This window comes from Catalinimonas alkaloidigena (assembly GCF_900100765.1).
Taxonomy (GTDB): Bacteria; Bacteroidota; Bacteroidia; order Cytophagales; family Flexibacteraceae; genus Mooreia; species Mooreia alkaloidigena.
Genome location: NZ_FNFO01000018.1, coordinates 1 through 14,484, shown reverse-complemented (window position 1 = coordinate 14,484; position 14,484 = coordinate 1). Strand labels below are relative to the sequence as shown.

Annotated in this window: 7 protein-coding genes and 1 CRISPR repeat array; of the genes, 5 read left to right on the top strand and 2 right to left on the bottom strand. The window is 53.3% G+C overall.

Annotated features, from left to right (window positions below):
• Positions 1–162: 162 nt before the first annotated feature.
• Positions 163–1,431 carry an alginate export family protein gene (locus tag BLR44_RS27240; protein ID WP_089688460.1) on the bottom strand — a complete coding sequence of 423 codons (1,269 nt, stop codon included), beginning with the start codon at positions 1,429–1,431 and terminating at the stop codon, positions 163–165.
• A complete protein-coding gene (locus BLR44_RS27235) occupies positions 1,428–3,233 on the bottom strand; it encodes a cache domain-containing protein (protein ID WP_089688459.1) in 1,806 nt (601 codons plus the stop codon). Before BLR44_RS27235 ends, BLR44_RS27240 begins: the two co-directional genes overlap by 4 nt.
• A gap of 819 nt (positions 3,234–4,052) precedes the next feature.
• Here BLR44_RS27235 and BLR44_RS27230 point away from each other — a divergent pair.
• The 5 genes from BLR44_RS27230 (at position 4,053) to BLR44_RS27210 (ending at position 11,844) form a co-directional block, all read left to right on the top strand.
• Positions 4,053–4,928: a hypothetical protein gene (locus BLR44_RS27230; RefSeq protein WP_089688457.1), complete on the top strand. Its 876-nt coding sequence runs from the start codon at positions 4,053–4,055 to the stop codon at positions 4,926–4,928.
• 214 nt (positions 4,929–5,142) lie between these two features.
• Positions 5,143–7,698 carry a PAS domain S-box protein gene (locus BLR44_RS27225; protein ID WP_089688455.1) on the top strand — a complete coding sequence of 852 codons (2,556 nt, stop codon included), beginning with the start codon at positions 5,143–5,145 and terminating at the stop codon, positions 7,696–7,698.
• Positions 7,699–7,847: 149 nt separating this feature from the next.
• Positions 7,848–8,408 carry an HPP family protein gene (locus BLR44_RS27220; RefSeq protein WP_089688453.1) on the top strand — a complete coding sequence of 187 codons (561 nt, stop codon included), beginning with the start codon at positions 7,848–7,850 and terminating at the stop codon, positions 8,406–8,408.
• 1,045 nt (positions 8,409–9,453) lie between these two features.
• The gene (locus tag BLR44_RS27215) at positions 9,454–9,870 is read left to right on the top strand and encodes a hypothetical protein (RefSeq protein ID WP_089688451.1); all 417 of its coding nucleotides are present in this window, start codon (positions 9,454–9,456) and stop codon (positions 9,868–9,870) included.
• A gap of 1,407 nt (positions 9,871–11,277) precedes the next feature.
• Positions 11,278–11,844, top strand: coding sequence for a recombinase family protein (locus BLR44_RS27210; protein WP_089688449.1), 567 nt, complete (start codon positions 11,278–11,280; stop codon positions 11,842–11,844).
• 76 nt (positions 11,845–11,920) lie between these two features.
• Positions 11,921–14,239: direct repeats of the CRISPR family, unit length 29 nt; unit sequence CTTTCAATACCAACAGGTGCGATTAATGC.
• Positions 14,240–14,484 lie beyond the last annotated feature (245 nt).

The window sequence follows — 14,484 nt, the reverse complement described above, 5'->3', positions numbered from 1 at the left end:
GCAAGCGGTGATCTGCCCAACTAATCGGGGGCTAAGACACGCACTATATTGTTTGGAAATCGGCGAAATGATGGCATGAGTTCATTTGATCAGTTGCAGGTCTGCTCATAGATTGCTATTCCTCTTGCGTCTCATGCCTGCTGCAAGATTATTTTACCGGCTTCATGGCGCTTCGGTTTGCAGGAATGTCGGGGTGATGCCGATCGTAAACCAAGCCCAATGGTTCAGCCGCTGGTAGTCTCCGCCCCCTTTGACTACGGCCAAGGTGCGGGTTGCCACCAGACCGGAAAGCCCTCCGGAAAGGGTAATCATCGGATCGGGTTTGTGGGAAAAGGACAGGTCGGCTTCCAGGCCCAGGTGGCGAGGCAACGGCTGGGGCAGGCGTTCTGGATCGGCTACCCAGGCTTGCGTGTAGAACGAATGCAGGTCCAGCTGGGTCTTCCATTTCGGAGCCGGCCGGTAGCTGGTTTTGAACATGACGTCGCGCAGACCCGCCTGTGGGGTAAAGCCCAGGTAGAAGTAGTCCATGTGGCCAAAATGGCGATGGCGAAAACCATAGAGAATGTCGAACGTATGGGACACTTCGCCTTCGCCGAGGGCTGTACCTGTCATGGCCGTGCCGGACAGGACATCCATGCCCGCCAGCAGGGTGAGTCGGTCTAGGGGAGTGAATTCTCCTTTCAAGGACCAGAAATAGGCCTGATGCTCCCTGCCGCTGCGCTCGGTTCCTCGTTGGTAGTATCCGATCGCTTTAGCCCGAAGCCTGCCTTCCGTGCGGGAGACTTGTCCTCCCAGCGTCTGGTCGTAGACGATTGTGGAGTCGGTGGTTTGTAATCCTCGGGCGACGCCCATCACCGAGGTTTGCCACTGTCGCCACTTGTTCTCCAGCCACAGGACCTGCAGCTGCTGGTAGTAATCTTTGTGATAAGGCGTCTTGACCAGGGTCGCTTTGTCTTGATTGTAGGCCAGCACCAAATGGGCCGCCAAGGTCGAGTCCTGGTACTTGAGTACCGCCGCGTCGTGACTGCGGCCCGCCTCCCGCCAGTTGAGGGTCCCGAACAAGTACCCATCATCGTACATCAGCTCCTGGCGTCCGAATTTGAGCGCCACGCGCGGATGTAACGCCACTTCCCCCCAGGCCTGGAAAACCCCCACGCTGGGCTCATCCGTCAGTTGGCTCTGATCTCCCCACACCCGTACGTCCTGCAGGGAGAGGTACGTCTTAACACGTTCGGGTCGCTCGTAAGCCAGGTTCAGGCGGGTGCGTTGGGCAATGAAGGCCTCGGGTTTATCGTCGGTTTGGGGTAGGGTAAGGTAGCCATTCCGATACTGGAAACGACTCCGAAGTTCGCCATCAAGGGTTAGTTGCGCCTGGCTAGGGTTAACCAGGCTCATGCCCCACAGGAAAAGTCCGAGTACTCTTTTCTTCATACTTCCGGAGTCGTAGTGGCAGCCGGTTTGGTAGTCAGTTGGGCGATTTCAGCCCGCAAGTGCTGATTCTCTTCCTGTAGTTCGCGTTGGATGCGCTGCATTTCTTCGTTGGTCGCGACCATCTCTTCCTGGTTCTGGCGCAATTCTTCTTCTTGTGCCTGGAGTTCTTCGGCCAGCGTGCGGCTTTCCTCCAGCAGGGCTTTGGTCTGCGCATTGATGCGTACCGAACTGATGGTGGCACCGATGCTGGTGCTGATCTGTTCCAGAAACTCTATCTCGTGTGGCAGCAACGCACGGAAGCTGGCCAGTTCCAAAACACCCAACACCGCCTCGTTGTACAAGAGGGGTAAGATGACAATGTTTCGGGGCAAAGCCTGTCCGGTTCCTGAGGTAATGGCGACGTAGTCTTCCGGAATTTCCGACAAAACGAGGGCTTGCTTTTCAAACCAGCATTGCCCCACCAATCCCTCGCCCAGGGCAATGGACCCTTTCGTGAATTTCTTGCGACCGTACGCATAGCAGGAAAGTAGCTGCATCCGTGGCTCTTCCTCTTGGTCGGCCACAAGGTATAACACGCCCTGATTGATCTTCAGGTAGGTGGCCAGGTGCCGGAGCAAGTGATCGCCCAGGGGGGCCAGATCGCTTTCCTGCTTTCGTAGGATTTCACTAAGGTCCGCCAGGCCGGTTGAGGCCCAGGTTCTTCGTTCGGCTTCTTCGGCGTTCTGCTGAAGCTTGTCACGCATTTGCAGCAATTCGTTGCCCAAGACATCTTCTTCGCTCAGGGGCTGAAAGACTTCCCCCATGTTTCCTTCGCCAATCTGTTTGGCAAACCCGCTGTACTGATTAAAGCCGGTAATCAGGTCGTTGACCGATCCGGTAATGAGGTGGAGTTCGTCGGTACGGTCCAGGCAGAGGGGTTCTACGATTTTGCCCAGAGCCAGTTCTTTCAGGGTGCGTTGAATGCTGCTGATGTCGCGCGACAGCCGATGGCTAAACCGGTAGATCAGGAAGGCCGCCAAGCTCACGACGCTTAGGGTCAGCAGTACCAGCATAACCGTGATGCGTTTAAGTTCCTGATTGACCTCCCGCTGTTTGAGGGCCACCATGGCTTCAATCTGATCGATGTAGATACCGGTAGAAACCACCCAACCCAGCGGTGGGTACAGCCGCGAAAACGAAAGTTTGCTGAATTTTTGCGTTATTCCTGGCTTTTCGATGTAGTATTCAACAAATCCCTCTCCTGAGGCCTGACACAACGCGACGCGTTTCTGGTAGATGTTGAGTCCCTGCGTTTTTTCCACGTTGTATTGGGAATCGCTCATGACTTTTCCTGCATTGGCCGGTTTTTCGGCATGCATCAACATCGTAGGATAGGGTAGCTGGTTGTCGGTCACCCAAAAATAGCCTTCCTCTCCATCGAAACGCAGCGCAGCCAGGGTGGCTAACGCACGTTGCAAGAGGGCTTCGCGCCCCTGCTCCCCGTACATAGCCAGCAGCGTCGCGTCGTCGAGGGTGGCGGCAGTGCTGTCTTGTGTGTACGCCGGCAGTTGGCGGATGGCCGCCAAAACCTGGGTTGGATCCTCGCTTTGCTGGTGATGAAGTTGAATAAGGTCATAGGCCGTTGAGACTAGGTCACGGAGGCTTTGGCGCGTTACTTCCAATTGTGCCTCCTGAAAGGAGTCAATTTCTTTTTGACCACGTACTCGAATGCTGTATAGAGCAGTAAGGCTGATGGCGAGCGCCGACAGCAACAGCATAGAAGTGACCAGAAGCGCGATTTTGGTTCCAATTCTTCGATTCATTGACAAGCTAGGTTCAAACTGACCCGCAAGCTAAAATGGGGAACTGCGAAAGAAGGGTTGCTTCCGAAAGAGTACTTACATGTGTGTTAAAGTAAGCAAGACCGTACAGAGGGAGCAGGGTTGGACGGGAGCTCCGAGGATACGCCGGACCATTTTTAGACCTACAACACGAGGATAAGCAAATGGGATACGTCTCGAGGTGTTCAAACCCAATCCGGGCACCTACGGTGGCAAGGGATAAGTCGCTTTACCAGGGGCTTGTGCCAGAAGGTGCGAGCGATGGCCCCGTTTCTAGGATTCTGCGTATCCTTCGAGGAACTGACGCTAGGATAAACCTCTCCATTTGTGTAACGGAAGACAGCACACCAACGCCTGATGCCCACGAATCCGTTGGGTATTGGGACGGGGACAGTCCGCCCCGCAGACGACGTTCCTCTTGCGGAAAACATCAGGACACCTAGTGACTCGATTGCCTCCTCGCCGCTAAAGCGGGGGAAATCCAGGTCATGTGTCCCTACTTTTGAGTAGGGCCGACCCTGCGTAGGGCGTGCCGCAGGAACCCTTTTACACAGCGAAGGAAGGAATGCCAGGAAGTGGTAGCCCTACTAAAACCAATTCCCTATGATTAGTAAGATGTTGGTTAAGTGATTTTCATTATCTTGTAAAAAGCGGTAACGCCTTATCCATCATAGGCTAAAGTACAAGAAGAGGCATCTTCTGGGCGTGCATAGCTCTACGCTCTGCCCAAAACGGATATGGAGACCGGGATCAATCAGTTAAAGGACTGGTAGGCAAGTATCTTCTAAAAACCGCTTTGCTGTGAATGCAACCTCCGAACGGCACTTTGAACGACAGCTTACTCGGTACGTGCTGATTGGCAATTTGGTGTACGTTTCCTACGGATTAGTGCATCCTCTCCTCTATGGCGGCAAGCCGCTTACGACTCTCCTCATCGGCGCAGCTTGGCTAAGCTTTGCCTTCTTCTTTTACCTCTATCAGGTAAAGAGAAAGTTTGAAACGCTTCTGCTACCCTTGCTAGGCGTAACGCTGCTTTTTCTCATCATCCATTGGCTTCGTATCGGAGGACTCGGCTCCTCAATACCCTATGGTTTTTTGATTAGTATGCTGACCGCCATTTTGCTGGTACGGCCCGCCGCTCGTCTGCCCACAGCCGCTATGTTTTTGCTGGCCCAGCTGGTCTTGGTCGTCGCCGAGGTGGTGTTCCACGTCAACTGGATCGCCCGTCCTACGCTTTCGGCGCGGGTCGGCGTTCCGATTACTTATCTGCTCTCGGCCCTGATCTTAGCGTACTTGGCCTACCATCCGAAACAAAGCTTTGACGCAGAACGTCAGTTGCTGCATCGCCACTCCCAGCTCTTGATGAAGCAAAATCAGCTCATTACCCATCTCAATCAGGCGCTGGAAGCACGCGTAGCGGAACGCACGCATCGTCTGTCAAGAACCAATCAGCAGCTCAAGGAGTATGCTGCCTATAATTCACATCAGGTACGTGGGCCGCTGTGTCGCCTTTTGGGTTTGGGTGAAGTGATCAAGCAGACCGGAAGGGCGGACCCGGAGGTAGTGGCGATGTTGCTTACCACGACTCATGAACTGGATGAGGTAATTCAAGCCATTAATCAGACTTTGCAAGAAGAGCGAGGAAATTCGCGAGATAGCTTACCACCTGATACCTGAATCTGTTAATTAACATAAAGAATTTAAACAAGCGTCATCCGGCAACAGGAGTATACAGCACACGTTGCATGCTGTCGCTTAACCAACCCATCTCGAACGTGAAAGCCAACCTTGTTGGGTTCAGCCTCCTTACGCTTTTACCAAACATTGCGAGGCCTTCGCAGCAGCGGCTGGCCAGTGAAGCACAGGGACGCGTTTCCCTTCTCTACCACTTATGAACACACGAAGCGATTCTCCGCACAGCTTTTTTACAGAAGACTTTTTTCACCAGCTTTTCCAACAGGCACACGACGGCATTTTTGTGACCGATCGGGCGGGCCGATACGTGGAAGTCAATCCCAGGGGCTGCCAGTTGTTAGGCTATACCCGGGAGGAGCTGCTGAGGATGACCCTCCAAGACGTCGTGCGGGCAGAAGAAACCATCACCCTACCGCTGTCTTGGGAGCAGCTGCTTGGTGACAAGGTGATCTACCGCGAACGCTACCTGCGCCGAAAAGACGGAACGCTGGTACCGGTGGAGATCAGTGCCTTTGCCCTGGAGGGAGGTTATCTGGTCGGGCTGGTGCGTGATGCATCGGTACAGAAAGCGACCGAATCCCAGTTGAAGGCTCGCTTACACCAACAGGCCGTCGTAGTGGAACTGGGACAACAGGCCTTGCAAGGGCTTCCCGTACAGGCTTTGTTGGAGCAAGCCACCCGCTTGATATCCCACACCTTACAGGCCAGTTGGAGTCTCGTACTGGCTTTACTTCCCGATGAGCAGGGGCTGCGTTTCCAGGCGGGCGTAGGCTGGAACCACGACGACCAGGACAAACGCATGGCAGCCACACCCGATACCCCGGCCGGCTATGTGCTCCAGACCCGTCAGCCCCTTTTGGTGGAGGATTGGCGACAGGACACCCGCGTACCCTGCCCTGCGTCCTGGGCAGACCATGACGTGGTCAGCGGCATCTCGGTCGTCGTCGAAGGCCGTGATCGCCCTTTTGGCGTGTTGGGCGTATACGATAATCGCCCTCGTACCTTTCACGAGGAAGATGTCCATTTTGTCCAGGCCATTGCCAACGTACTGGCCATTGCCCTGGAACGAAAGCGCGTGGAGGAGGCCTTGCAAGCGAGTGAGGATCGGTTGCAACAGGTTATCTCCCAACATCCGGAAGGGTTGGTGCTCTCTGATCAGCAAGGCCGCATGGTCTACTGGAATCCCGCCGCCCTTACGCTTCATGGCTATGCGCGTTGGGAGGACTGTGCGCGGGACCTACCAGCCTTTGAGGCGCTCTATGAACTTTCTGACCTGGAGGGGAGGGTAGTTCCTGTGGAGCAATGGCCCTTGTCGCGCTTGTTTCGTGGAGAAGCCGTACAGGAGCTGGAACTCCAGGTCCTGCACCGACAGCAGCAGTGGAAACGTATCTTCCGCTACGGGGGCGGTCACTTCCAGGATGCGAGTGGGCAGCCGCTTTATTTTCTGGCCATCACGGAGGTCACCCGGCAGCGGCAGGCCGAGCGGGCGCTACAGCGGTTAAACGGAGAACTAGAACAGCGTGTCCAGGACCGCACGCAGGCCTTGGTGCACGTCAACCAACAGTTGGCGAGTGCTCATCATGCGCTTTCTGCAAGCCATGCCCAATTGCGTCAGACGACCCAACTGTTGCAAGAGGCTCAGCGGGCCGCCCATTTGGGCAATTGGGAGGTAACGCTGGTCGGCCAGGAAGAACGGATCCTCTACTGGTCTGAAGAAATGAGCCGCCTGTTTGGCTTGCCGGCCGATCCACCGCCGAGCCTGGCCGCCGTCGCGGCACGCGTGCTGCCGCCCTATAGGTCCACTTTTCGTAAAAAGTTGGCCCAGGCCCTACGGCACGGTACGGCCTACCACCATACCTGTCGGGTCAAATTGCCCGATGGCACGCAACGGTACCTGGAAAGCAGAGGCGAACCTGTGCCCGACCCCCAAGGCCATACGGTGAAGTTACGGGGGTTTTCTCAGGACATTACGGTGCGTAAACAGCTCGAAGATCAACTTAAGCAGGCCAATGCACAACTGGAGGAAAAAGTGGCGCAGCGTACGGCCGAACTTGTGCAGCGCAACCAGGATTTAGTCCGGATCAATCAGGACCTGGATAATTTTCTCTACATGTCTTCTCACGACCTGCGGCTACCCATTACCAACCTGGAGGGCCTGCTGGCCATTCGGGAGCTGCTGGAGGAGGGTATGGGGCCGCAGCGACACTGGGAAGCGATGATGCATCAGGCCATCGCGCGGTTGAAAACCGTCATAGGTCACATTACCGAGATTGTGAAGGTACAGCGGGGATTAGAAAAGGAGGTAGCAACGGTGGATCTGATGGAGGTGATCGAAGGGGTACAGCAGGATCTGGCGACTCTCATCCGTACCCATCAGGTCCGGATTGAGGTAGCGTTGCAGGTAAGACAGCTCCGCTTTATTCCCACCTACCTGTATAGCATTGTACAGAACCTGGTGAGCAATGCCATCAAATACCACCATCCGGAGCGTCCGGCGCACGTGCGCATCAGCACGCATCCAGAGGGGACCGGTGTGGTGCTCACGGTGCAGGACAATGGCTTAGGGCTCTCGGCCGCGCAGCAGGAAAAGCTCTTCAAGATGTTTCAGCGGCTGCACACCCATGTAGAAGGAACGGGCATCGGGCTTTACATGATCAAACGCATGTTGGAAAATTACGGGGGGCGTATTGAGGTGGAAAGCCAGGTCGAAGTAGGGACCACTTTCCGGATTTTTTTTCAGCCTTCCCCGTAACCAGGTTCGTGAATGTCTTCTGGCTTAACAATTGGCTGGAACACATGTACGTAATGCGCCCTTCCGCCTCCGTATATTCTACGATGGTGGCCCAGCAAAACCCTACGTAGGTTTGTGGCTTTGCACCCGCACGCCGTTTTCATAGTAACATGAAACAAAGGAAAGCTTTTCGGAAGGCCCGCTACATTGTGTATCGTCAGACGATCCTCGACCCCTGGGACCACCTGTGGACGTTCTTAGGCGCTTTGATCGGCATCGGCCTCATCGGCTTGTTGCAGCACTACTTTTTGTCACAGACCGAAAATTTATTCCTGATCGGTTCTTTTGGTGCCTCGGCCGTATTGATTTACGGCGCCACCAACAGCCCCCTGGCCCAACCTCGCAATCTGGTGGGTGGGCATCTGATCAGTGCGCTCCTCGGCGTAACGGTCGCCTGGCTGTTTCAGAGCATGGAACTGGCCTGGCTGGCGTGTGCGCTGGCCGTGGCACTGTCGATCGTCGCGATGCAGATTACCAAAACCATGCACCCGCCGGGAGGCGCTACCGCCCTGATTGCCAACCTGGGCAGCGAAAAGATTGCAAGCCTGGGCTTTGGCTACGTGCTGATGCCGGTCCTGAGTGGGGTAGTGATTCTGTTGGGCGTCGCGTTGGTGTGCAACAACTTGCCTAAAAACCGCCGTTACCCGTACCGCCCTCCCAAACGATCTTGATTTTCGGTAGGTGATAGGGCTGTGCGTTTCTCACGGTTAGTGCGTTTTAGCCTAACTAGGATAGAACCGAAGGTACTGTTCAAAGTAAGCGACGCGTGGGGCGCAAATCAGGTAGAGATCAGTTATGAAAGGGCCGCTTGATCAAGCGGCCCCACGAACCTACTTTTATCTTTACCTATGCGGAGTGCAAATTAGCTTGGTGAGTCGACCGGCAATGCACTCAGATTCAGTTTTTTACCTGCTTGGTTTCTGAGTACAAGTGTTCGTTTGGGGAGAGAGGAATATTCTTGTAAGTCTAGGGATTGAAAGCTTCCCATTCAGGACGACTTAGTGATGAATAATTTCCGTTATCGAAATAAAGTAGTATTATCGCTTCTTCTCTTGAGTCTTCTGAGAAAGTAGGTAAAGGACATGCACCAACAGGCGTTTGCTTCTACTACGCTAAAGCTGAGTACATGCCTGCCACCCAACAAAAATGTGAGCGTCGAACCACCTTGCGCTGAAACACCACGAGGTTGGGGGAAGTAGGCGAAAGCAGAATTGAGCGAAACCGAAGCATCATCTCCAGTACCCTTAAAGGCTGTTACATCGTCGGACCCTTGCCGGTCGCACTCGAAAACCGAATAAATAGTTGTTTGGGGCAATAGCCAGCGCTGCCCTTGCACAGAACCGTCGCGTTGTTTTTGGCAACAGAGGTGTATTTCGCCATCTGCCCCGTCGCACTGGCTCCGCAGCTTGGCCTGAGGTGTAGAGTACCCGCGAGTGTGAGGATTTTAAAGTAGGACGCTATCCGGTGGGTTACGCTAGCGGGACAGGAAACGGCCTGGCTTCCTCTAGCTGCATTTGTACAATACAGTGAAAACGTCATTCAATTCTTGACCTACAAAGCACTTTCGCAAACGATCTCTAGTCAACTCTTGATCGCGTTGGCTCGTGCTCAGGCACTTTTACGCGAGACCATACGATGGATGGGAAAGCTTACAAGGTTATACAGGAATAACCTGACAAAGAAAGCTTTTAAATCACCAAATTAGGAAGATAGCACATGCCGGACACAGCATCGGATATCGCCCGGAATCGGGAGCTTATTTTTGGCGGCGGAAAACCGTATCTCGCCATCGGGCCCTTTGTTGGTTCCGCTGCCAGCAAACAAGCCTTGTGGAACGATCCCGCGGCAGACGATTTTGAAATCCGTTTTTATCCAGAAGAAGTTGTCTGGTACTCCCTGGATGGGCAAGAACTCACCCGTTCCTCTCCGGTCCAGTTAGTGCACTTTTGTGAGGATACGATCCAACTCCTCACCCGTTACGCCATCATTACCCGGGGGCTATCAACCACTCAATTTAAAGAGCTTTACCAGATCCAGCTTAAACTGTTGGAAGCCAAAGTGTGGGCCGGAAAATTGTATCCGTCCGCTCGAAAAGAAATGGAAGAGCAACTAGACAAGTATAAACGCAAATAAAACGAAACCACTACTTTTTACTGTATATAGTCAACACAGAAAAAATTATTTTACTACAAGCTAACTAACTCCTAAAAGCCCTCCTTCCTTTCTTACCCCCTTTTGTCCACGTTGTGCTGACGACATGCACCCGTTACCAGAGTGCCCCACAAAAAAGGGATGGCCTCTGTCAAAGCGCACCCCCCTTTTAGTTCCAACCTACCATAAGGTAGTACGACTACATGACCCTCTATTTTCTTAACAAGGCAAAAAGAAAGGGATCGCCTTCTAACTCGATCCCTTAACACTCCTTAAAACTCTACGCGTCAGCAAGTTGCTAGGGAATTCCACGCCCTGCAACGCATTACGTAACAGTTTCTTACCCACCTGATTTCTCGCCTTAAGGCACAAAAAAACCAGCGTGTGTGATGCGCTTGCCTGGAAGCTTGCCTACATCTGCGGATGACATGCGACTGGTAACACATAGCTATCCGAGATAGCTGGGGGCAATGCACCTCAAAGTTAGTGTACTTCTTTTGGATTTATATAGACACAAACGACAGTGCTTTACTACCCCTCTCCGCTACCCCAGTAATATTTAGCTCCTTATATTAATGCCAGTATCGCCTGCCACTCGTCTACAACGCATTCACGCATATTTGCTCGAATCAGAGCTCCCCCATGTGCTGCAAGATTTCATGTAATTCGCACTAAGATTTAACAAAAACAAGCATCTCCCAGGTGGGATTTCCCTTCCGCAGCCGCGTAGAGGCGTGGATAAACCCTGCGATCTTCTACCATTGGTTACGCCTTGGGCGGGGAGTCACTCCTCGCGCGCCGAAACTTTTCTTCGGTGCCTGGTGAAAGGTATCGATCAAGCCCGACCCGCTCACCAGGCTCATCCTACCGCAATCGGTATGAATCCGCTTTTCGAATCTTTGCCACGGCTACGCCCACAGTGGCCACTGCTGCAGGCGTGGCCGCCAAGAGACACGCCAGTCGATATCGTCAGCACTTCCGCCCCTGCCTATGATCAGCGCGACTTCAGCAATTCCCCGCGGTGGACTACCTAGACATGCCGCCGGGATTGCAGGTGCTGGAGGAATGTCTCGACTAGTAGCGGGGAAGGCTTCCGCTCGTCGGCGCACGGCGGCCAGCGGCACCTAGCGCAAATTCGAGCCTCCTGGGAACAGTATCGACAGCAAGAGCAGGAGGATTAATCGCATCCGGGCCCCTAGTGGAAGCAACGTGCGTCTAAAAAGCCAGTAATGGAGCAAGGTAATTGGACGTTGATTCGTGGACCGGGTTATTGGACCGGATTTGCACGGAAATAAAGCATCCGAAGGGTAGGGGAGTGGGGTGGTCCAAAAAAGGAGGGTATTCTGGGCTTTTATTCGTAACTTATTATCAGGCAGAATCTTACGAGCCATGCTCATCGGTTACGCACGTGTTTCTACGGTTGACCAGCACCTCGACTTGCAGCGGGATGCCTTGCAACGAGCAGGGTGTCAGAAAATCATTACTGATCAGCTGAGTGGTGCGCTTGCGCATCGACCGGGCCTGCAACAGCTTAAAGACCTATTGCGGACGGGTGATACCCTCGTAATCTGGCGGTTGGACCGACTGGGCCGATCGCTACGCAATCTAATTGAGTGGATGACCTATCTGGAAGGGGAAGGCATTGCGCTGAAGAGTTTGCAGGAGAACATCGATACGTCCACTTCCACCGGTAAGTTGGTGTTTCACATCTTTGGAGCTCTAGCCGAGTTCGAACGGAATTTGATCAGAGAACGGACGAAGGCGGGCTTGCAAGCGGCACGGGCACGCGGTCGGTTAGGAGGGCGTCCTCGCTCCCTCGGTGTGCAGAAGCGAAAACTCATTGCTCAGCTATACCAACAAAGGCAACATACCCTGAAGCAAATCAGCGAGATGTTCGGGATCAGTAAGCAGACCATATACAACATCGTTTCGGAACAGGTGCAGCCACTGAGGTGAAACCTTATTTCTGCTTCAATATCAGTAGGTGCGATTGATACAAATCGCCGTATCCGTACAATTCTTCTGCCATGCGCTTTCAATACCAGTAGGTGCGATTAATGCCACGTAGAAGTGGCCATTCAGCCGACCGGCGTACTCCTTTCAATACCAACAGGTGCGATTAATGATCGGCGAAGGTGTGCCGTGCCAGGTGCGTCGACAGCTTCTTTCAATACCAACAGGTGCGATTAATGCATGTTGGCGATCTGCACGGGGTCCACGATCATCACCGACTTTCAATACCAACAGGTGCGATTAATGCGCGCGCGAAGCTTTCGTTTACAACCCTTGCACTTCACGTCTTTCAATACCAACAGGTGCGATTAATGCCCGCCCACGTGTACGCGGAAACCTACGAGGATTCGCCTTTCAATACCAACAGGTGCGATTAATGCACCCAATTTCTACAAAATGAGACAGCTACAACACTATCTTTCAATACCAACAGGTGCGATTAATGCCGGCACGTCTAGCTCGTTTGCAGTAATCGTATACACCCCCTTTCAATACCAACAGGTGCGATTAATGCGGAGAAGAATTGGGCACTGTTCGCACAGCGCTACAACTTTCAATACCAACAGGTGCGATTAATGCTCATCAGGTTCAGGGCCCACGGCCGCTGCGAGAGATGCTTTCAATACCAACAGGTGCGATTAATGCATCCGGCCGTATCCGACTGCGGTGCAAGTCCATGTGCTTTCAATACCAACAGGTGCGATTAATGCGACGTCTCGTAATCGACCGCTACCGCGCCGACTTCCTTTCAATACCAACAGGTGCGATTAATGCATATACCCCCTTGGGTCCACCCGAGGGCCAGTATAGACTTTCAATACCAACAGGTGCGATTAATGCGAGATGCGGTTTTGGCATCGGCCCTATTATCACAACTTTCAATACCAACAGGTGCGATTAATGCCAGCGCAGGGTGGTGTTGTTGGGCGGTGGCACCCCTCTTTCAATACCAACAGGTGCGATTAATGCCGCGCGCCAGGCGTCGGCCACCTGAATGGAATAAAACTTTCAATACCAACAGGTGCGATTAATGCCATCGGGCAAGGCCAGCGCCGCCTCGCGGAATTGCGCTTTCAATACCAACAGGTGCGATTAATGCCCGCCCTTCGCGTCGTCCTGGTGGTCCTGGTCAGGCTCTTTCAATACCAACAGGTGCGATTAATGCTCGATCCCGACATCGTTGTGGACCTGTACCGCAACAAACTTTCAATACCAACAGGTGCGATTAATGCACCCGGACGCACAAAAGCCCGACCTGTTGTAGCGAACTTTCAATACCAACAGGTGCGATTAATGCTCGCATACCGAACTGCAAAAAAGCAGTACGCCCACTCCTTTCAATACCAACAGGTGCGATTAATGCGCTTGTGCTGTTTGTCCCTGGTCGTCCTTGTAGTTTCTTTCAATACCAACAGGTGCGATTAATGCCGGCATTGTATTGAGTGGTGATGGTGTGATGATAATCTTTCAATACCAACAGGTGCGATTAATGCGTTTCGATGGCGGTACTTTTCCACCAACCAACCCAACTTTCAATACCAACAGGTGCGATTAATGCCCAGCACCTCGATTTCGGGCTGCACCTCGGGTGGCTCTTTCAATACCAACAGGTGCGATTAATGCCGCGCCACCGCCTCGCGTGTGGTGTCGGTGATCGATCTTTCAATACCAACAGGTGCGATTAATGCCCGCGTTGGTTGTAGACGTAGAGGCCCAGCTTCCCACTTTCAATACCAACAGGTGCGATTAATGCGCTTTCAAGGGAAGGCCACCTATTACCTGCGGTTTGCTTTCAATACCAACAGGTGCGATTAATGCGGCCGACCTGTTCAACGCGCTGGAAGCGGCCGTGAACTTTCAATACCAACAGGTGCGATTAATGCCGGCAAGGCAATGTGCATCCATCCGTTGTCCAGCGGGCTTTCAATACCAACAGGTGCGATTAATGCGGTAAAAAGCGGTCAAGTAGTCCCATATCAGGCTGCTTTCAATACCAACAGGTGCGATTAATGCCACTTGCTACGATCTGGTGGGGAATGTGAATACCCACTTTCAATACCAACAGGTGCGATTAATGCCTTCCCCGACTGGAACGACGTCTGGGACAACGTCTACTTTCAATACCAACAGGTGCGATTAATGCCCGAGGCGCTTTTGCTGCTGATGCGCAAGGTCATCCTTTCAATACCAACAGGTGCGATTAATGCCGGGAACCGTACTGGCGGACCGCGTTACGATTTCCCCCTTTCAATACCAACAGGTGCGATTAATGCGGGAACCGTACTGGCGGACCGCGTTACGATTTCCCCCTTTCAATACCAACAGGTGCGATTAATGCCCACGTGCAAAAATGGACAAAATATGGGTTCATACGTCAAAGAACGTGTATGTCCGAAGGACCAACGAATGCTGAAAAGCGTCAGCTCCTAGTTAGGTAAAATCCCTGGGCAGCCGACGACAGCCCCTCTGCGCCTGTAGACGTCATTTCGGCCGTTTTAATACGAGGGTGAGGGGTATGATGCCCGCAGAGGGTAGCCGAGAAGGGAGGAGCCGACGACTTACAGAAACCGACTTCGCTCGCCT

Bases quoted from the DNA above. Each gene is read 5' to 3' on its own strand.
- BLR44_RS27240 (WP_089688460.1), bottom strand. From the start codon at position 1,431: ATGAAGAAAAGAGTACTCGGACTTTTCCTGTGGGGCATGAGCCTGGTT.
- BLR44_RS27235 (WP_089688459.1), bottom strand. From the start codon at position 3,233: ATGAATCGAAGAATTGGAACCAAAATCGCGCTTCTGGTCACTTCTATG.
- BLR44_RS27225 (WP_089688455.1), top strand. From the start codon at position 5,143: ATGAACACACGAAGCGATTCTCCGCACAGCTTTTTTACAGAAGACTTT.
- BLR44_RS27220 (WP_089688453.1), top strand. From the start codon at position 7,848: ATGAAACAAAGGAAAGCTTTTCGGAAGGCCCGCTACATTGTGTATCGT.
- BLR44_RS27215 (WP_089688451.1), top strand. From the start codon at position 9,454: ATGCCGGACACAGCATCGGATATCGCCCGGAATCGGGAGCTTATTTTT.
- BLR44_RS27210 (WP_089688449.1), top strand. From the start codon at position 11,278: ATGCTCATCGGTTACGCACGTGTTTCTACGGTTGACCAGCACCTCGAC.